Origin of the sequence: Ancylomarina salipaludis (assembly GCF_004122035.1) — a bacterium.
Lineage (GTDB): Bacteria > Bacteroidota > Bacteroidia > Bacteroidales > Marinifilaceae > Ancylomarina > Ancylomarina salipaludis.
Genome location: NZ_SAXA01000016.1, coordinates 1 through 19,469 on the forward strand (window position 1 = coordinate 1; position 19,469 = coordinate 19,469).

The following is a 19,469-nucleotide window of genomic DNA, read 5'->3' on the forward strand; positions in this document are numbered from 1 at the left end:
ACTTAACTCAACAGCATTCAATTTAAACTCTCTACTAAATTTTCGTCTTTCTTTTTCCATAATCTAAGATATAAATTATTAATATTCTATATCTTAACTCACTGTCCGTATAAATGTAGCAACTTCAATTTGCTAGAAATCTCTTTGTTGACTTCTGAGAATTTATTAAAGTAAAAGGGACTGATCCCCTTTACTTCTGAATACTTAAGGCTCTATTGGTGTGATTCAATAAAAATGAACGTTTAAGTTTATTGTTTATATATTTTCTTTTGATTGTTACCCGTAGAAACATTTTGCTGGATTAAACGATCTAGTTTTTCAACAATGCTTTTTAGAGGTGATGCTTCCCATGAGGAACGATAGGAGTGCGATGTCCCTTGATATTTAATTGTTGTGTAGGCAACATCCCTATATTTAGTTTTTTGCTGGATCTTGATTTCATGAAACTTAAGCTCATCAAATTGATTTTTTAGCTCAATAAGTTCATTATGGCTTAGTTTAAATTTGAATATCCCTTTGTTACGGACATTTGCGATACCGTGGTAGATGCTTTCTCCTTCTGTGTTGATATCAAGTTGGTAAACCGGACACTTACCTCTGCATCTCGATTTGATTAATGTAATCAGGTTTGACTGTTCGGAATATTCTGCTTTTTGGTATGCAGAACAGCTAAAAAGTATAATTGATATGATTATCCCTATCGCTTTCATAAAAATTTGTGTAAAGTTGTGATGAAAAGAGCTTAGTCTTAAAATGAAGTATCATCTCAGTCGTGAAACTGAGATGATAGCTTTTTGATTCTTAGTCCCCTAAAAAAAGAATCAAATTTGAGAGTAGGTTATTACTCGTTTCAAGATCTTTTTTGTCCCTTCTTACCGAATGTAGCACCACGTTTCCACACTTTAATGATTGGGGCTGATTTCGATTTAGTTCCAATTCTTAGTGAATTGCGGATAGTGTTTCTGAGCTCTACTAATTCTGGATAGTTATATAGCAGTTGAATTTTTTGATCAGCAATTGTATTGTTTGTTGGTTTATCGAATATGGCAAAGTGGGTAAAGACTTCTGCGATGTCTTCTGCAGGATTGGTAGAGGCATATTGAGTTACAAAGCGATCCTGGTACTTTTCGTAAAAGGCTTCATTTTTGCTTTCATCATCTCCAATCTCTTGAAATTCATTGTAAATATCTTTCCAATAGTTTTGAAATAAGGCATTTACGTAGGAGTTATCTCTAGCTTCTCCTTCGCCTGGGAAATAGTTTTTGCTATTTTCTTCAGCTATTTTTGAGTCTACTTGAGTGTTGTTGAGTGTTACAACATGACCGAATTCATGGATAATGGTATAAGACAATTCTCCATCTCGATTAAAGCCACCTTCGTAAGCAAAATCTATTGCAATTCCGATTTGCCATTGGGTGAGGTCTTCTTTTGTTTGGACAACATAACCAGCAGTTCCATCTCCTTCGCCGGCAAAAATCATATATTCATTGAAAAACTTGGTATGATTTTCAGGTATAATCTGACTGATTAAACTCCATATTTCCTGGTGTTTCTTGCTGTCTTTTTGGAGTTGCAGCAGGCTATCTGCAATTTGATAGTCTTTTAGTTTTTTTATTTCACGACCATTTACAGAATAAAGAGTAATATTCCCTTCTTCTTCAGATTGGTCGGTATTATCTTCTTCTTTTTTGGGTACATCAGGGGTAACTATTTTTTCAGGTTCAACATTATCATCATCCTTTTCGCAGGCAGTAAATGAATTGAACATTAATAAGGACAGAAGTACGATTAAGAGAGATCTGAATCTTTTTAGTAACTGCATCATAATATTAAATTTTAGTTTGACTTGTGTTTTATTACTACTAAAACAAGTCTTGAACTGAATACCCTACTTTTAATTCAAAAAAAATATCTATGATGGGTTTTGCTATATGAATCAGAAGAGGCGTTTACGAAATGCAAGATTAAGAAAGGTTGGTCTGATTTTACGACTATCACATGAGAGTCTAATTTTTTGTGATGAGATTTCAAAAAATTATTAGGATGGTCTTTTTTTGTAAAAAATAATTTAAATTGAACCCGATTTTGTGCTGAATCAGCTAATTCTTCAAACCTTAAATTCGATCTCTTTACTACAAACACATGGAAAATTTAGATGTGAAAAATACAGATTTGTCCTTGTGTAAAACAAAGGTGTTCGAGAAAGTTTTCGATTTACATGCCCCCTTGCTACATAATTTTATATACTATAAGTGTGGTGATTCTGACATTTCGCACGATATTGTACAAGAGGCTTTTATCAAACTGTGGGAGAATTGTAAAAAAGTACTTTTATTAAAAGCCAAATCGTTTGTTTATACGGTTGCAAAGAATCTTTTTCTCAATCTTGTTGAACACCAAAAGGTGAAACTAAAATACCATCAGGTAAGCACAGAAGAATTAAATTATGAGAGTCCGGAATACCTTATGGAAGAGGAGGAGTTCAGAGAACGCTTAAACAGAGCGATAGCTGATTTACCCGAAAAACAGCGTGTCGTGTTTTTATTGAATAGAATTGATAAGAAAACATACGCTGAAATTGCAGGAATGATGGATGTTTCGGTAAAAGCCATCGAAAAAAGAATGCATCTTGCTCTGGTTTCGCTGAGAGAAAAGATTGATCATATTTAAAGTAGGGTAATTCTGATTTTAACTGTTTTACTAGTAGATCAATTTGGTAATAAAACGATTCTTGCAATGTCAGTTTAAGTTTTAATATTTCGACAGATTTTTTGCATACATGTTATCCGGATTGAATTCGGAACTTAAATTTTAACCCATGAATAAAGACTTCACTGATGATACATTTTTAGCTCGATGGCTTAACGGGGAGCTATCAGTTGAGGAAGTGAAAGCTTTCGAGCAGTCTGAGGATTATAATTATTATAAGAAAATTGCGGAGACTTCGGCTTTATTGGAAGCGCCTTTCTTTGATAAGAAGAAAGCTTTTCAGGCAGTTTTGCAAAATAGAATGGCAGTAAAAAGTAAGTCAGCATTTCCTTACTGGTCTTATTGGTTGGCAGCCTCCATTGCGATCATCATGGGGGGGGTGTTTTTATTTCCTTCAGAAACGACATACAAAAGCCAGTTGGGCGAACAGATTGCTTTTAATTTGCCGGATGGATCTTCGGTAAAACTCAACTCGATGTCAGATCTGTCTTTTAATAAGAAAAATTGGGATAGAAAAAGGGAGCTCAATCTTAATGGAGAAGCTTATTTTAAAGTGATTCATGGATCAAAATTTACGGTGCACACTCAACAAGGGGATGTGAGTGTATTGGGAACCGAGTTTGATGTTCATTCACGTGACAAATATTTCGAGGTGCAATGTTTCAAAGGTCGTGTGAAAGTTGATTTTAAGGATGACGAAACGATTCTTAAAGCGGGAGATGCTGTTCGTTTTATCGAGGAGACCAAAGAACTTTGGACGTTTTCTCAGCAGGTTCCATCATGGACCAAGGGGGAAAGTACTTTCGAAAACTTACCACTTAAAGAAGTGATCTTAGCTATAGAGCGCCAATATGCTGTTCGTTTTAAAGTAAAGGGAGTGGATTTAAATCAGCGTTTTACAGGGAGTTTTACTCATGATAATTTAGAACTCGCACTTAAGTCTGTTTTTCTCCCTATGGGAATTGAATATAAAATAAAAGATAAAAAACAGATCTTACTGTTTCGTAAATGATGAGGTATCTGCTCATATTTTTTTTTCTATTGCTGACACTCCCGCTTTTGTCTCAGGAAAAAACCGGGACATTTCAATTTGAAAAGACAAACCTGAAAGAGGTGTTGAAAGAAATTGAATCTCAATTTGAAGTGCGATTCTCATATCGCGATGATATTGTGAGTCGATATAAGATTAGTTTCAAAGCTTCTGATGCATCTCTCGATGCTATTATTGCTCAGCTTCAAGGGAGCACTCAACTGATTTTTGAGAAGATTAGTTCGAGATATATTATTGTGAAAGAGAATGAAAGTTCTGTTACAGTTAGAGGTCGCTTGGTTGATAAGTTAACTCAAACACCTCTCAGCGGCGGAACCATAATTAATCGGACTCAAAAAAGGGGTTGCACATCAGATAAAGAAGGCTACTTCGAATTGAAAAATAATGCATCTTCAGATACCATTTTCATTCAGTATGTTGGATTTACGGCCTTAAGATTTGCAGCCAATATTATCTATAATAATTTACCTATAAAGGCTGAGTTAGTTGAGTCGCTCGAACAATTGAATGAAGTTCTGATTGATCAGATTAGTGATGGAACTGGAAATAAATACGATGGCTCAATTATTCTATCTGCCGATGATCTTAAATCCTTTACAGCTTCACCCGATTCCGATATTTTTGAAAGTTTGCAACTCCTTCCCGGACTTGTCAGCCCTACTGAATCAACTGCTGATTTACATATCAGGGGAGGAACACCGGATCAGAATCTGATTTTGTGGAATGGTATCACCATTTACCAGAATTCTCATTTCTTTGGAATGGTTTCGGCACTCAATTCTCAGCAAATTTCCAATGTGAAACTATTTCGGAGTGGTGCCAGTGCACGTTATGGCAATCGAATTTCCGGAGTGATTGATATGTGTTCAGATAGGAGACTGCACGAGAATATCGGAGGGAGTTTGGGAGCTAATTTTAATTTTGTTGACGGTACGCTAAAACTACCCATTGTGAAGGATAAAGTTTCAGTAAGCCTCAGTTTGAGAAGATCATATAATGATTTAATTAAAACGCCCACCTTTAATAATTATTCAGACAGGGTTTTTCAAAACACCATTATCTCGGAGAATAAGGACTTTAATCCTGAGTTTTCGAAAACAAATACAGATTTTTATTTTGAAGATTTGAGTTTAAATACAAGCATCAATTTTTCGGATGATAATAAGCTGTTTGTAAATTATCTGTATTCGCTAAACGATTTGGATTATACCTTTTCTCTGGACGAGGATTATAACTCGATAGATCAATTGAAAATTAAAAATCAGGGATTGAGTCTGATTTCTGAATGCAGGTGGAGTCGAAATGTGCGACATAGTATCAAAGGCGAATATTCGTATTACGATCTTGATTACCGATACAAAGGTGAAAATACGAGTGGTCAATTCGATAATAACAGAAAAGACAATACGATTCAGGAACTTGGTCTCGATGCAGATGTTCAGATCCGCTTAAGCCCTTGGAGTAAAGTGCGTACCGGACTTCAACTTTCTTCACAAATTGTCGACTATCGTTTTGAACAAAAGACTGAATCCCCTGATGATAATTATATTGATGAGAATGATGGTGATGAAAATTCATATGCCTTTTTTTCGGAATTTCAATTTAATAAGAAGACGGATCTTTTTATCAATTTGGGTTTGAGATTTAATTACTTAACGTCCGCTAAAAACTTCTTTTTTGAACCTCGTTTGTATGCGAAAGTTAAACTGGCTCAGCCTCTTTACTTGAAGTTTGCAGCTAGCATCAAAAATCAGAATTTAAGCCAGATTCTTGAATTTGAAACCTCTGATTTTGGTCTTGAAAATCAGGTTTGGGGGCTGGCGAATAACTTAAATATTCCTGTCCTTAAAAGTAAGCAGATATCGAGTGGGATAGACTGGGAGAAGAAGGGTGTAAATATGGGGCTCGAAACTTATTTTAAGCAAGATGAGGGGCTGACTTCTGTTTCGAAGGCTTTTGTGAACAGGGATGTGTTTTATGCTGAAGGTCAGAGTCAAACCTGGGGCCTTGATGCTGTTTTTAGGAAAAGAGGACAGAATTTTAATTATCTGTTGTCGTATTCTTTGATTAAAACCGATTATAAATTTTCCGATTTGAATCAGGGTAAAACATTTCGAGGTAATTTTGATATTCGTCATGCTTTGGCTGTGGCCTTTACTTACCATTGGCAAGCTTTTGAATTTTCGCTCAATTGGAGATGGCGAACAGGTAAACCTTATACACCAGCTCAAGGTATTGATGCAGAGAATGGACAGATTAATTATGCAGAAATTAATAGTGGCAGCCTTCCGAATTACCATCGTCTTGATTTTTCATCGGCATATACATTTAAACTATCAAAATCGAAGAAAGAAGCTATTAAGTTGGGCTTTACACTTCTCAACCTTTACAACAAAAAGAATGTTTTAGATAAATCTTATCAGGCATATTTCTACGAACAGGCCTATTTGCAGGAGCTGATAACATATTCATTAAAAATAACGCCAAATATATTTTTTCGATTGGAGTTTTAGTTTTGTTCCGATATGATATAGAAATCTGATAAAGAGGAGAAGTTGATATTTAATAATATAAACTGATGTTCTTTAAAAAGCCTGTCCTTCTTTGGTTAAAGCTTTCTGCTTTTTTTGTACTTTAGTGGCTTACAAAAAAAAGCGGTACATATGGATTTTAAAAATCTCTTTCAGAAGCTGATTCCTTACCTTTCAGCTGTTATTATCTTTTTAATTATTGGCTTTATTTACTTTCAGCCCGTACTCGAAGGTAAGGAATTGCGCAAAGGTGATTCTTTAAATGCATGGGGTGGGAAAAAAGAGATTATCGATTATCGGAATGCCACGGGTGAAGATCCGCTTTGGACCAACTCGATGTTTGGAGGAATGCCCGCTTATCAAATCAATGTGGATTATCAGGCTAAGGATATGTATTTCTTCAAGCAATTGATGGAGCTTCATACCCCTGATCCGGTGCGCTACCTTTTGTTATACCTTATCGGATTTTATATACTCATGCTTTCGTTGCGAGTGAACCCCTGGCTATCTATTGCCGGAGCGGTAGCTTATGCATTTTCAACCTATTTTATCATCATCATAGGTGCCGGTCACCTCTGGAAAGTAAATGCTCTTGCGTTTATTCCACCTGCTTTGGCTGGAATCCTCATGGTTTTCAGGGGGCGTTATCTGTGGGGAGGTTTGTTGGCAACCTTCTTTTTGATAATGGAACTCTATTCCAATCACGTTCAGATGACGTATTATTTTGCTATCATGGTTTTCTGCTTGGTGATATTCGAATTTTATTACCGATTGAAAGCGAAAGAACTGAAGCAATTTTTTAGAGCTCTTGCTGTATTAGTGGCAGCTTCTTTTATCGCTATAGCGGTAAACAACACGAATCTTTATAATTCATATCAATACAGTAAATCTACAATTCGGGGTAAGTCGGAATTGACGATTGGTGATAAAAATAATAAAACCGCTGGTCTTGATAAGGATTATGCGACGCAATGGTCTTATGGGATTCAGGAGACATTGAGTTTGTTGATTCCCAACGTGAAAGGGGGAGCCGGTTCTCCTCAGGAAGCGGTTCAAATTGTGAATTATGTGAGCGGCGGTCAGATTAAAAAAGTGGATGATTATTACGGGATGGAACAGGTAGATAACCATCACTATTGGGGCAATCAGCCGTTTACGGCGGGTCCGGTTTATGTGGGCGCTTTGATGATGTTCTTGTTTATATTGGGCTTGTTTATTGTTCCCGGACGATTGAAGTGGGGTTTACTGACGGCTACCATTTTGTCCATTATGCTATCCTGGGGCCATCATTTTGCAGGCTTAACGAATTTCTTTTTGGATTATGTGCCGCTCTACAACAAATTCCGTGTGGTTTCTTCCATCTTGATTGTGGTGGAAATTTGTGTGCCTTTGTTGGCGATATTAGCTGTAAAAAAACTAATTGATGAGCCTGACGTCTTGAAACGTAAAATAGCGTTTGGATCTTTCAATCTGAATATTATGATACTTCCTTTAGCATTAACAGGAGGTTTGGCCTTGCTTTTATTTCTATTTCCTAATCTGGGGCTTGATTTCATGAGCGATATCGAAACCACTTATTTTGCACAAATCAAATCGGGAAATCCCGATGCAATAGGGTTTATCTCACAAATTCAAAGTGATTTGATTAATGCCCGAATTTCAATTTTTAGGGCAGATGCTTTGCGTTCTGTTGCTTTTGTTGCTCTGGGGGCTGTTTTACTTTTCTTATACAATCGTAAAGCCATCAATACTAAGATGATGGTTTTAGCTTTAATCGTTTTGATTCTTGCTGATTTGTGGCCAATAAACAAACGTTATTTAAACAACGACAGTTTTGTTGCTAAAAAGGATTTGAAATTGGCTTTTAATCCAACACAGGCTGATTATGAGATTCTGCAAATGGAGATACAAAATCATCCGGCCTTGGGAGCAAAACTTCAAAAGGCAGCTACAGACTATAAAAAAGAAAATCGAAAAGCGAATCAGTACGAAATGGTTGCGGCTCAATTGTGGGCTTTAAATATGAATAGCGATTACCGCGTGTATAATAAAACGGGTGGTGCATTTCAAAATTCAAGTACCTCATATTACCACAAGTCAATAGGTGGTTATCATGGTGCAAAGCTTCGACGCATTCAGGAACTATACGATTATCATATTGAGAAAAATAACGCTAAAGTTCTGAACATGCTGAATGCACGTTATTTTATTGTTCGATCAGAGCAAGGAGGGACACATGCTGTATATAATCCTGATGCATTGGGGGCGGCATGGTTAGTCTCAAACTTTAAACTGGTTGATAATGCTAATGAGGAAATTATGAGTCTGAATGCATTCGATCCTGCTAACGAGTTGATTGTAGATAAGCGTTTTGCTGATCAGGTAAAAGGTTTTGTAGGATCTGTTGATTCTTTGGCTAGCATTAAAATGACGCACTACGCACCTAATGCAATCCAATACGAATATGACTCTAAAAGCGAGCAGTTGGCTGTATTCTCAGAAATGTACTACCAGCCAGGATGGAACGCTTATGTTGATGGAAAGTTGAGTCCTCATTTTAGAGCGAACTATGTGTTGAGAGCTATGCGCTTGCCAGCAGGTCAGCACAAAATAGAATTCAAATTCGAACCGCAGGCTTTTTATGTGGGTGAGAAAATTTCATTAGCCAGTATGCTTCTCTTCTTTGCCTTGGTATTGGGAGGTTTAGCCTGGACGCTAAGATCATATAGAAAAAAAGCTAGTAATGAGTCATAAACTCAGCAAAAAACAACAGTTCGTGATTTTTATGCAGAAGATAATTTTTCTGCATATTGTGATCTTTGTCCTCCGTAATTTCTATTATCTGATAGAAAAAATGATAAGGAAGGATAAACGAATTGCCTTGTTTTTTCTGACCGAAAAGTATTATTACGACAACTCGAAATATCTTTTCGAATACATGCGTCAGAAAGAGGATTTCAGGTCGGTTCTTTTTACAGCAAACAAAGCTTTATATACCAGCTTGCAAGAGAAGTTCCCTGGCGAGGTGGTTTATGCCTGGTCGCTAAAAGGGCTATTTCTTTTTCTTCGTACAAAGAATGTGATCATATCATATGGGATAAGCGCAGCGCCTTTTTTTCCCTACTATTTGCACGAGAAATGCAAAAATGTGATCTATTTGGGGCATGGAACACCCATGAAAAAAATGGGACTTCAAACCGAAGTTTGGCAGAAGCATGGGAAAAGATACCAAATGCAGAAATACTCTTATATGGTTGGTTGTTCGCCACTGGAGCAGGAACTACATAAGGCCGGTTTCGATATGAATATCGATGATGTTTGGGTCAGTGGTTTGCCTAGAAATGATTATTTGTTGTCAGCCACGAAAGATGAGACATGGGTCGATAAATATCCTTATTTGAATCAGAAAGTGATTCTCTATGCGCCCACTTGGAGAGAAGAAACGCAATCGGCTGAATTTTTTCCTTTTCCGGATTTCGACTCAGATCAATTGGATGCTTTTCTTGAGAAGAAACAGGCCTATATTTTATTAAGAGGACATAAGGAAGATATTAAGCGGGCAGATGAATTGAGTCGTTTCGATGTTTCAAAAATGAAACGCGTTTTAAAGGCTGATCAGGATTTATTTCCGGATGTTTATGAGTTATTACCCTATGTGGATATTTTAGTGACTGATTATTCATCCATCTGGATTGATTATCTCTTGCTTGACAGGCCGATTATATATCTTCCATATGATTTGGAAGAGTACAAGAAAAGCAAAGGTCTCTTTTTAGATTTTGAAAAGAATACACCCGGCTATAAGGCAGCTTCCCTTAAGGAGTTTGTGAGTCAAATTGAAATTTACTTGCAGCATCCTTCAGAACATGCCGGTTGGCGAAAAAATATTTGTGATATGTATCACACCCATCAGGATGGTAATAGCTCTGAGCGTCTTTATCAACTGATTAAAGAATTGAATCAATAACATTAAACCCTCAGCGTTTAATTAAAACAGATATATGCAAGCAATTATTTTAGCTGCCGGACTTGGGAAACGATTGGGAAATCTGACTCAGAATAACACCAAATGTATGGTGAAAATCCATGGCAAAACACTTATAGAGCGTTCGCTGGATAATTTGTCGGCGGCAGGTGTTAGCAAAGTGGTTTTGGTAATTGGCTACGAGGGACAAAAGGTTGTGGATTTATTGGGGAATACATATGCCGGAATGGAGTTGGTGTATGTTGAAAACCCTATTTACAATAAGACTAATAACATTTATTCGCTTTATTTAGCTAAAGATTATTTGACTGCCGGGGATACAATTTTGCTGGAGAGTGATTTGATTTACGATGCTGAAATTTTGAATAAGTTGATTGCTGAAGATTCGCCTAATTTGGCCGTTGTTGCTAAATACGAATCGTGGATGGATGGAACTGTCGTGACACTTGACGAGAACAATAAGATTTTAAACTTTATTCCAAAGACACATTTTGATTATCAGCAGCTCAACAACTATTATAAAACGGTTAACATCTACAAATTATCAAAGGGGTTTTCCAGTTCGCATTATGTGCCATTTCTTGAAGCTTATTGTAAAGCTTTAGGTCATAATGAGTACTACGAGCAAGTTTTACGCGTGATCACTTTATTGGAGAATTCTGATTTGAAAGCGTTTAAAATCCATACAGAAAAGTGGTATGAGATTGATGATATTCAGGATTACAATAATGCTGAAACGGTTTTTGCGCCTGTTGATCTTAAATTGAAAATGATTCAAGCTCGCTATGGTGGTTATTGGCGATTCCCTTATCTTAAAGATTTTTGTTATTTGGTTAATCCCTATTTTCCTGGTATCAAGATGGAAAATGAGATTAAAGCTTATTTTCATGCTTTAATGAGTGAATACCCTTCGGGATTGAATGTTCAAAATATGCTGGCGGCTCGCATGTTCGATTGCCCTCAGGATCAAATTGTTGTTGGGAATGGTGCGGCGGAACTGATCAATGCTTTAAGCTTGGTATTAAAAGGAAAAGTCGGCATTGTTAATCCAAGTTTTAATGAATATGCTGAGCGTTTCGAAACTTTGGGAGTAGAAACTTTTGTTCCTGTAAATGAGAATTTCTCGTATTCGATCGATGATTTGAAAGCATTTTCTGCATCGGTTGATCAGTTATTATTAATTAACCCGGATAATCCAAGTGGACATTTTATTCCCGTGAACAAAGTGCTTGACTTGGCTCGTTTTCTTGCTGATACCAACAAAAAATTGATTTTGGATGAGTCCTTTATCGACTTTTCGAGTGAAGGTCCGGATAACAGTCTTATTAATTCTGAAATTCTATCAGATTATCCGAATTTAATTATCATTAAGAGTATCAGTAAGAGTTATGGTGTGCCAGGTTTTAGATTAGGTGTGCTGGCTTCTTCTGATTTGGAATTGATCAAAGAAGTGAAACGTAAAATCTCTATCTGGAATGTGAATTCGTTTGGTGAATTTTTCATGCAGATATTCGAAAAATATAAGAAAGACTATTTCAAAGCTTGTGATACCATTGCCAAGGAAAGGGATCGTTTTTATACACAATTAAATCAGGTTGATTTTCTCAGAGTCATTCCTTCTCAGGCTAATTATTTTCTTTGTGAGATTGTGAATGGAAGAACTTCAAGTGAATTAACTGAGAAGTTGTTGATCGATCACGATCTGTTTATAAAAGACCTTAAGGGAAAAAAAGGGTTTGAGAATAAGGAATACATTCGGATTGCAGTGAGAGATGAAAAGGATAATGATTTTATTGTAGATGTTTTAAAAAGCTTTGTATGGTAATTGGCATTTGCGGGGGAGGAAATATAGCACACAGTTTGATAGGCATGTTAGGTTCAGATGAGGCGAATGAAGTGCGCTTGCTTACCCGAAAACCTGAGCAATGGCAAAATCAAATTCGTGTAATACATCGGGAAGGTGTTGATTTCACCGGAAACATAAATTTGATTTCTGATGATCCTGCTTTAGTTATACCCGAATGTGATCTTATTATTTTGGCTCTACCATCACAAGCCAGAGAAAGTTTAATAAAACAAATTGCCCCATTCGTAGCCAAGGATACATGGATAGGTTCATTCCCTGGAATGGGAAATTTCGAGCTGATTTGCCATAAATATCTTCCCATAAAAGAGAAAAATATTCGGATTTTTGCCAGTCAAAGAGTGCCTTGTATCGCCAGAGTATCGGAATATGGGAAAGAGGTGGTGATGACCTCGAAAAAAGATAACATGGCAGTGGCGACTCTCAATCCGGCTTTGAAAGACAATATCTTGAAATTATTAGCGCGTTTGTTAGATATGCAGATTCTACCTCTGAATAATTTTCTGGAGGTGACACTGTCAACGTCGAATCCAATTCTTCATCCGGCACGTATGTATGCTTTGTTTAAGGATTTTAAGGAGGATATGGCTTGGAGCATCAATCCTACTTTTTATGAATCGTGGAACTTGGAGTCCTCTGAGATACTTATCCGTATGGATGAAGAGGTACATCAGCTATTGAAGAAAATGCCATTCGATTTGAATGGAATTAAGCCATTATTAGAGCATTATGATTCGACGAATGCTGAAGAGTTGACTCAGAAATTATCGGGTATTCAAGCATTCAAAGGGATTTTATCTCCAATGAAGAAAACAGAAAGGGGGTATGTTCCTGATCTGGAATCGCGTTATTTTATTGAGGATATCAGTTATGGATTGATTTTAATAAAAGATATCGCAAGCCTATTTTCAGTTGCAACGCCTACCATTGATAAGGTGATATATTGGGCTCAAAACCTTTTGAAAAAAGATTATTTGCTTGATGGGCAGTTGAAAGGGAAAGATTGTGGGGAACTGCTTTTGCATCAATCTTTTTCAATTTCGAATACGGAGGAATTTCTTAAATTTTATCAGCAGTCATGAGAAAAAAGAAGCTACTCTTTATCGACTATATTCATTCCAGTGTTCGTGATTTATTAGCCTATTACGATAAGCATTTACGTGATAATTTTGATGAGTTGATTGATATTGAAATATATAAAAAAACTTATCAAAAGAATAGGTCTTCAATTCGGGGAATTATCTCTCGTAAGCTTTATCTGTTATGTCAATTTCGAAAACCTGATCTGTTGATTGCAGATACGTATACGCATGCTCTTTTTAAATCGGCTAAGAAAAGCATGTATATTTTTCATGGTGCTTTAACTAAACGGCATCCTGCAAAAAATCACAATGCTCTGACAGAACGAGGAGGAGATTTGCGTAAAATGGATTATGTGGTGGGGTTTTCAAAACGAGATCAGGACAATTACATGCTTGATCAGGACGGAAAGCCTAATGGTAATTTTGAATTACTGCCTTTGGGTTTACCCCGAAATGATCAGTTATTTTCAGAGACTTATAAAAAGGAGAGTCGTACCTATTACGATGAGAAATATGGTTTAAAAGGGAAGCGTATTGTGCTCTATGCACCTACATTCCGGAATTACGCCCAGGAAATTAAATTGCCGTTTTCTGCCTCTGATTTTGAGAGATTAAATCATTTTTTTGAGGAGAATAACTGGACGATGATCTATCGCCCGCATTATATCGAAAACATTATTCCTCGAGACTATCTGGAATCAAAGGTAAATATATTGATCTTGGACGCCAGAGCCGAGGAAGATAGTCAAAAGTTACTCGCGGCAACTGATGTTCTGATGACAGATTATAGCTCAATATTTGTTGATTATTTAATTTTAGATCGACCGATTTGTTTTTTGCCTTTTGATTTAGACCTTTACGACGAAGAAAAAGGGCTGGCGATTGATTTCAAAGATGAGGCCTGTATTCCTGGCCCAATTATTAATAATGCTGATGAATTATTGACTTTCTTTAAGGAAGTTGATGCATTAAAAGATAATTTTGCAGGCAGAAGAGCTCTTTCGAAGGATTATTATTTTGAATACTTTGATAATAAGAGTTGTAGACGGGTTTGGGATGCCATTTTGTATGATGTTCTGCATTTTACGAGAGAATAGTATAGATTATACAGAGATATTGATAGAATTGAAAAATAGATAAAGAATGAGACGAGTTATTACTTTCGGGACATACGATTTATTTCATATTGGACATTTACGCATACTTGAGCGTTCAAAGCAGAATGGTGATTACCTGATTGTGGGTATTTCAACAGACGCTTTGAATTATTCCAAGAAACAGAAGAATCCAATTTATTCTCAGGAAGACAGAATGGATATCATAAAGGCTTTAAAAGTTGTTGATGAAGTTTTCTTTGAGGAGTCATTGGAGCTGAAAGGGGAGTATATTAAAAAATATAAGGCTGACGTTTTGGTGATGGGTGACGATTGGGAAGGTCGTTTTGATATGTTTAAAGATTTATGCGAGGTGGTTTACTTGCCACGAACCCCATCTGTGTCTACAACAGAAATTATCGAGATTATTAAAAAATAATTAGCGTTTGATCAGTTTCATTGCAAACTGATTAAGATCTTTCGAAATACGGAAACCTAATGATAATGCGATATAAATAAAGCTAACTATAGCTCCTCGAACAATGATATCGATGATAAAAGAATCTTGCTTGGGGAGTAAATAGGCTGTATAGTAGGACAGAACTGCACAAACAACGACCAATAAATAACGGTAGTTGAAGGGTTGGAATTGATATCGTTTTAGTAGGAAAAGATATTTCATCAGATTAAAACACACGCTAGCTGCAAATGATGCTGCTGCTGCTCCGATAATACCCCAAATTGGAATCATGATGGCATTGCTCACAACAATAAGTCCTGCATATATTATTAGGAATAGAGACTGTTTGCGATATGCAGGTGAATTTTGAATGACCACGCCACTAATTCCCGATAGCATTAATACCACATTGGATAGTCCGATAAAGAAAACCACATACTTTCCTTCAATATATTCGGGTGTGACGATCTGAAGGACATTATCAATATTTACCCACAAACCGACAAAAAGCAGACAGGCCACCATGAACTGGTGTAAGCCACTTTGTGCGTAAGTTTTTGAAATGGTTTTAAGATCTTTCTTTTTCCAGGCTTCGGCAATTATTGTACTTGAGATTTTATTCAAAGTTCGGGATGGCATAGACACCAGAACACCGAAATATGACATCACAGTAAATATTCCGTTAGCTCCCAAACTGAGCATCCCCACAATCATGATTTTATCAATTTGAGCTGCAATTTTATCCCCAAAGTTGTTTAATAAGCCGAACAAAGAGGTGTTGATCATGATTCTTTTTAAATCGGGTTTTATGAATTTCAGATTGGGTTTTAAAGAAACCTGTTTCCGTATGATCAATACTGCAAACAATAAAACTGCAGGAAGACAATAGGCTGAAATATAAATGAAGATCAATTGATTGAAATCAATTATTTCCTGTCCCAGTAGAAGTAAGCTGGCTAAAACAATCAATCTGAATACAATATCTCTAAAGAAGGTTCCCGAAATGGCATCGTACATTACTCGGTTGAAGCCATCCAACAGGTTGAAAAAGATGCTGAAGAAAATTAGGGGAATGAGATAGAAGAGGTAATCGAGATTGAGCGAAGAGTCTGTGTCAAAATAAGCGGGTGCAAATGGCGTTAATGCAAAATAGGCCACAAGTGCAAGTACAAAGCCCAAGAGTCCAACACAAAAAAGAATAAACATGAAGCCATTGTGCTGATTTTCATTATTTCGAAAGTAAGGAAACAAACGGGATATGACAGCTCCAAAGCCTAGGCTCGAAAATTGTGCAGTCATCATAGTGGCCGCAATCAACCAGGTTAGTAAACCAACCTCATCGGTACTGAGTAGTCGGGGGAAAAGAAGGGCTGTGTTGACGAGTCCTAACAGTGCTCCTGAATAGGAAAATAGCGAGCCAATAATGGTTTGTTTGCGAATGATTCCCAACGTGTTTTTACTTTAAGTGTGCGGATGATTAATCAAAAGTAATAAAACTAATCAGAAATTTAATGCTGAATGTGCGAGCTTATGTTGAAATGAAAATCAGCTGATTCTTATTTAAGATCTGAATCCCATCCTCAGATTATTTACGAAATTATTGTCCAAATTACTATGAACGAAGAGGGTAATTTCTGATTAAAAATTGTATTTTCGCATGTTGCCATAAATTTATATTCACAATAAACCTATTAACATGGCTCAAAGCAATAAGGCTTCGAAACGCCGTTTACGAACTTCATATTTTAGCTCTGTAATTAGTATTTCCTTGGTTCTTTTTATGTTGGGACTAATGGGGTTGTTGGTGTTAAATGCCCAGCAATTATCCAATTATGTGAAAGAAAATATCGGATTGTCGGTCGTGTTAAAAGATAATGTGAAGGAAGTTGAGATTCGTCGTTTACAGAAATTCCTTGATGCAAGTTCTTTTGTGAAATCAACAAAGTTTATCGATAAAGAAACGGCAGCTAAGGATTTACAAAAGGATTTGGGTGAAGATTTTGTTTCATTTTTAGGTTACAATCCTTTACTGGCAACTATCGATGTGAAATTGTATGCCGATTATGCAAATCCTGAGAGTATTGCCAAAATAGAAAAGAAGCTGGCTAAGTATGATGAAATCCAAGAGATTTATTATCAGAAATCGCTTGTGCATTTGGTTAATGAAAATGTGAAGAAGATCAGTTTAATTCTTCTTGCGTTTAGTGGTTTGCTCTTTTTGATATCGGTAACTCTGATCAATAATACCATTCGATTATCAATTTATTCGCATCGAATGTTGATTAAAACCATGCAATTGGTTGGAGCTACCCGTGGTTTTATTCGTCGTCCTTTTATGGGGCGTAGTTTTTGGCATGGTGTTATGGGTGCGATCATTGCAAATTTACTTTTGACGGGAGTCGTTTATTTATCTCAAAGAGAATTACGAGATGTCATCACCTTTGAAAATATTGAAATACTAGGATTATTATTTATACTGATTGTTTTAATTGGAATTGTGATCACGTGGATTTCAACCTTTTTAGCGGTCAACAAATTCTTACGAATCGATACCAGACATTTGTATTAGGTGTAGAGATTGAATTAGAAGTTTTAATAGGATTAATATATGAATAAGAACGATAAGAAACTCGAGTTTGCTTTGGCAAAAGAAAACTATAAGTTATTACTGATTGGCTTTGCCATTATTATCATTGGGTTTATGCTGATGATGGGGGGAGGATCTGATGATCCAACTGTTTTTGATGAGGATATCTTTAGTTTTCGACGTATTACTTTAGCTCCCATGGTTGTTCTTTTCGGATTTGCATTCGAGATTTATGCTATCATGAAACGACCTAAAGAGAAATAAGAAACTCAAATAAATTTTTTAATAAACTGATTTACCGTTTCCATTCATTTGGTTGCGGTATCATTTTGTTTGTGGGTAATGAGAAGCAAGCCTTCTTTATAAAATAACAAACTAAAACTCTTTTACTAAAAGAGGGATGGGATTTAAAACAAAACAATGGATTGGATAGAAGCACTGATATTAGGATTAGTTCAAGGATTAACCGAATTTTTACCCGTTAGTTCCAGTGGGCACCTCGAGATAGGTAAGGCCCTTTTGGGTGTGAATGCCGAGGATAATTTGAGGTTTACTGTGGTGGTTCATGGTGCAACTGTACTGAGCACACTCATCGTATTTCGTAAAGATATTTTGGCACTGATTCAGGGCTTATTTGAATTCAAATGGAATGAATCGACACAATATGTTGCAAAAATTGCGTTTTCGATGATTCCAATTGCTATCGTAGGGCTGTTTTTTAAAGATCAGGTTGAAGAGCTTTTTAATACCGATAAGATTCTTCTGTTAGTCGGGTTCATGCTTTTAATAACAGCGGCGCTTTTGGCTTTTACTTACTACGCTAAACAAAAAGAAAAGGATATTAGTTTTCGCGACGCTTTAATTATTGGCGTTGCTCAAACCTGTGCTGTTCTACCTGGCGTTTCGCGATCAGGATCAACCATCGCAACGGGTCTGCTTTTGGGGAATAAAAAGGCTGAGGTTGCTAAGTTCTCTTTTCTGATGGTTTTGGTTCCTATTATTGGAGAAAACGTTTTAGACTTATTTAAGTCAGATATTTCACAAGCTGCCAGCATGGATACATCAGTTTTGATTGTTGGTTTTATTGCCGCTTTCGTTTCAGGTCTATTGGCCTGTAGCTGGATGATTAAATTGGTGAAAAAAGGCAAGCTTATTTATTTTGCAATCTATTGTCTTATTATCGGACTTATTGCCATTTTTGCATCCTAATAAAAAACAGATGTAGAGATTTAATAAAATCCATTAAAAAATATAAAGCTCCTGGAAAATTAAAATTCCAGGAGCTTAGTTTTAGTATAAATGGGAGATATTTATTAAATTAGAAAATCACATACAATTACATGTTATAAAGAGTATGATTGAATACGAGGTAGATCAGGATTTCCAAAGCGGAGCTTTCATTCTTTTGAATAAACCTTACGAATGGACGTCTTTTGATTTGGTGAATAAAGCCAAATTTAAGATTAAGCATAAATATAATTTAAAGAAGATTAAAGTTGGGCATGCCGGGACACTTGATCCTTTGGCAACGGGTTTGATGATTGTTTGTACCGGAAAGTATACCAAGAGAATTGATTCTTATCAGGCACAGGTGAAAGAATATATTGCAACGCTTAAATTGGGGGCAACAACTCCTTCATTCGATCTAGAAACAGAAATTGATGCAACTTATCCAACAGAACATATCACTCAGGAACTTGTTGATAAAACTTTAAAAGGTTTTATTGGCGAGATCAGACAGCGTCCACCCGCTTATTCTGCAATCAAAATTGATGGGAAAAGAGCTTATGAATATGCTCGAAAGGGACAAGAGGTTGAGATTAAAGAGAAGATTCTTGTTATCGATGAAATTGAAGTTTTAAGCTTTGTGGATGACGTTTTAAAAATACGAGTAGTTTGCAGTAAGGGAACCTATATTCGAGCCTTGGCTCGTGATATTGGTCAGAGTTTGAAATCGGGAGCGCATTTGATTGCTTTAGAGCGAACTCGTATTGGTGAATATCGAAAAGATCAGGCACTTGAAATAGAAGAATTTATAAGTTATTTAGAGAATTTATAACTATCTTGCAGCCATTTTCATTAAGATTTCACTGTTGAGAATAAGTG

16 protein-coding genes are annotated in these 19,469 nt (G+C 36.3%); 13 read left to right on the plus strand and 3 right to left on the minus strand.

Annotation, left to right across the window (positions count from 1 at the left end; translation table 11 throughout):
- Nucleotides 1–248: 248 nt before the first annotated feature.
- Both EO244_RS14340 and EO244_RS14345 read right to left on the minus strand, forming a co-directional pair.
- Nucleotides 249–710, minus strand: a complete 462-nt coding sequence (locus EO244_RS14340) for a DUF6438 domain-containing protein (protein ID WP_129255382.1) — start codon at nucleotides 708–710, stop codon at nucleotides 249–251.
- A 140-nt stretch (nucleotides 711–850) separates the two neighbouring features.
- Nucleotides 851–1,825 carry a zinc-binding metallopeptidase gene (locus EO244_RS14345; protein WP_129255383.1) on the minus strand — a complete coding sequence of 325 codons (975 nt, stop codon included), beginning with the start codon at nucleotides 1,823–1,825 and terminating at the stop codon, nucleotides 851–853.
- Nucleotides 1,826–2,142: 317 nt separating this feature from the next.
- On the opposite strand from EO244_RS14345, the gene EO244_RS14350 reads away from it, so the two are divergent.
- The 9 genes from EO244_RS14350 (at nucleotide 2,143) to EO244_RS14390 (ending at nucleotide 14,755) form a co-directional block, all read left to right on the plus strand.
- Nucleotides 2,143–2,670 carry an RNA polymerase sigma factor gene (locus EO244_RS14350; protein WP_129255384.1) on the plus strand — a complete coding sequence of 176 codons (528 nt, stop codon included), beginning with the start codon at nucleotides 2,143–2,145 and terminating at the stop codon, nucleotides 2,668–2,670.
- Between the two features lie 148 nt (nucleotides 2,671–2,818).
- Nucleotides 2,819–3,721, plus strand: a complete 903-nt coding sequence (locus EO244_RS14355; protein ID WP_129255385.1) for a FecR family protein — start codon at nucleotides 2,819–2,821, stop codon at nucleotides 3,719–3,721.
- A complete protein-coding gene (locus EO244_RS14360) occupies nucleotides 3,718–6,273 on the plus strand; it encodes a carboxypeptidase-like regulatory domain-containing protein (protein ID WP_129255386.1) in 2,556 nt (851 codons plus the stop codon). Before EO244_RS14355 ends, EO244_RS14360 begins: the two co-directional genes overlap by 4 nt.
- Nucleotides 6,274–6,423: 150 nt before the next feature.
- Nucleotides 6,424–9,045 carry a YfhO family protein gene (locus tag EO244_RS14365; RefSeq protein ID WP_129255387.1) on the plus strand — a complete coding sequence of 874 codons (2,622 nt, stop codon included), beginning with the start codon at nucleotides 6,424–6,426 and terminating at the stop codon, nucleotides 9,043–9,045.
- 100 nt (nucleotides 9,046–9,145) lie between these two features.
- A complete protein-coding gene (locus EO244_RS14370; protein ID WP_164977507.1) occupies nucleotides 9,146–10,258 on the plus strand; it encodes a CDP-glycerol glycerophosphotransferase family protein in 1,113 nt (370 codons plus the stop codon).
- Nucleotides 10,259–10,292: 34 nt separating this feature from the next.
- Nucleotides 10,293–12,101: an aminotransferase class I/II-fold pyridoxal phosphate-dependent enzyme gene (locus EO244_RS14375; protein WP_129255389.1), complete on the plus strand. Its 1,809-nt coding sequence runs from the start codon at nucleotides 10,293–10,295 to the stop codon at nucleotides 12,099–12,101.
- The gene (locus EO244_RS14380; RefSeq protein WP_129255390.1) at nucleotides 12,095–13,222 is read left to right on the plus strand and encodes an NAD/NADP-dependent octopine/nopaline dehydrogenase family protein; all 1,128 of its coding nucleotides are present in this window, start codon (nucleotides 12,095–12,097) and stop codon (nucleotides 13,220–13,222) included. The genes EO244_RS14375 and EO244_RS14380 overlap by 7 nt, the downstream gene beginning before the upstream one ends.
- Nucleotides 13,219–14,319: a CDP-glycerol glycerophosphotransferase family protein gene (locus EO244_RS14385; protein WP_129255391.1), complete on the plus strand. Its 1,101-nt coding sequence runs from the start codon at nucleotides 13,219–13,221 to the stop codon at nucleotides 14,317–14,319. Before EO244_RS14380 ends, EO244_RS14385 begins: the two co-directional genes overlap by 4 nt.
- Nucleotides 14,320–14,365: 46 nt before the next feature.
- On the plus strand, nucleotides 14,366–14,755 hold the full coding sequence (locus EO244_RS14390; RefSeq protein WP_129255392.1) for an adenylyltransferase/cytidyltransferase family protein: 390 nt from the start codon (nucleotides 14,366–14,368) through the stop codon (nucleotides 14,753–14,755).
- On the opposite strand, the gene EO244_RS14395 is transcribed toward EO244_RS14390, so the two are convergent.
- Nucleotides 14,756–16,225, minus strand: a complete 1,470-nt coding sequence (locus EO244_RS14395) for a lipopolysaccharide biosynthesis protein (RefSeq protein WP_129255393.1) — start codon at nucleotides 16,223–16,225, stop codon at nucleotides 14,756–14,758.
- 247 nt (nucleotides 16,226–16,472) lie between these two features.
- Here EO244_RS14395 and EO244_RS14400 point away from each other — a divergent pair, with 247 nt between their 5' ends.
- The 4 genes from EO244_RS14400 (at nucleotide 16,473) to truB (ending at nucleotide 19,422) form a co-directional block, all read left to right on the plus strand.
- Nucleotides 16,473–17,345: a cell division protein FtsX gene (locus tag EO244_RS14400; protein WP_129255394.1), complete on the plus strand. Its 873-nt coding sequence runs from the start codon at nucleotides 16,473–16,475 to the stop codon at nucleotides 17,343–17,345.
- Nucleotides 17,346–17,384: 39 nt separating this feature from the next.
- On the plus strand, nucleotides 17,385–17,627 hold the full coding sequence (locus EO244_RS14405) for a DUF3098 domain-containing protein (RefSeq protein ID WP_129255395.1): 243 nt from the start codon (nucleotides 17,385–17,387) through the stop codon (nucleotides 17,625–17,627).
- 156 nt (nucleotides 17,628–17,783) lie between these two features.
- Nucleotides 17,784–18,572, plus strand: a complete 789-nt coding sequence (locus EO244_RS14410) for an undecaprenyl-diphosphate phosphatase (protein WP_129255396.1) — start codon at nucleotides 17,784–17,786, stop codon at nucleotides 18,570–18,572.
- Between the two features lie 145 nt (nucleotides 18,573–18,717).
- The gene (gene truB / locus EO244_RS14415) at nucleotides 18,718–19,422 is read left to right on the plus strand and encodes a tRNA pseudouridine(55) synthase TruB (protein WP_129255397.1); all 705 of its coding nucleotides are present in this window, start codon (nucleotides 18,718–18,720) and stop codon (nucleotides 19,420–19,422) included.
- Nucleotides 19,423–19,469 lie beyond the last annotated feature (47 nt).

Bases quoted from the DNA above. Each gene is read 5' to 3' on its own strand.
- EO244_RS14405 (WP_129255395.1), top strand. From the start codon at position 17,385: ATGAATAAGAACGATAAGAAACTCGAGTTTGCTTTGGCAAAAGAAAAC.
- EO244_RS14360 (WP_129255386.1), top strand. From the start codon at position 3,718: ATGATGAGGTATCTGCTCATATTTTTTTTTCTATTGCTGACACTCCCG.
- EO244_RS14355 (WP_129255385.1), top strand. From the start codon at position 2,819: ATGAATAAAGACTTCACTGATGATACATTTTTAGCTCGATGGCTTAAC.
- EO244_RS14380 (WP_129255390.1), top strand. From the start codon at position 12,095: ATGGTAATTGGCATTTGCGGGGGAGGAAATATAGCACACAGTTTGATA.
- EO244_RS14410 (WP_129255396.1), top strand. From the start codon at position 17,784: ATGGATTGGATAGAAGCACTGATATTAGGATTAGTTCAAGGATTAACC.
- truB (WP_129255397.1), top strand. From the start codon at position 18,718: ATGATTGAATACGAGGTAGATCAGGATTTCCAAAGCGGAGCTTTCATT.
- EO244_RS14400 (WP_129255394.1), top strand. From the start codon at position 16,473: ATGGCTCAAAGCAATAAGGCTTCGAAACGCCGTTTACGAACTTCATAT.
- EO244_RS14370 (WP_164977507.1), top strand. From the start codon at position 9,146: ATGATAAGGAAGGATAAACGAATTGCCTTGTTTTTTCTGACCGAAAAG.
- EO244_RS14345 (WP_129255383.1), bottom strand. From the start codon at position 1,825: ATGATGCAGTTACTAAAAAGATTCAGATCTCTCTTAATCGTACTTCTG.
- EO244_RS14385 (WP_129255391.1), top strand. From the start codon at position 13,219: ATGAGAAAAAAGAAGCTACTCTTTATCGACTATATTCATTCCAGTGTT.
- EO244_RS14340 (WP_129255382.1), bottom strand. From the start codon at position 710: ATGAAAGCGATAGGGATAATCATATCAATTATACTTTTTAGCTGTTCT.
- EO244_RS14375 (WP_129255389.1), top strand. From the start codon at position 10,293: ATGCAAGCAATTATTTTAGCTGCCGGACTTGGGAAACGATTGGGAAAT.
- EO244_RS14350 (WP_129255384.1), top strand. From the start codon at position 2,143: ATGGAAAATTTAGATGTGAAAAATACAGATTTGTCCTTGTGTAAAACA.
- EO244_RS14390 (WP_129255392.1), top strand. From the start codon at position 14,366: ATGAGACGAGTTATTACTTTCGGGACATACGATTTATTTCATATTGGA.
- EO244_RS14365 (WP_129255387.1), top strand. From the start codon at position 6,424: ATGGATTTTAAAAATCTCTTTCAGAAGCTGATTCCTTACCTTTCAGCT.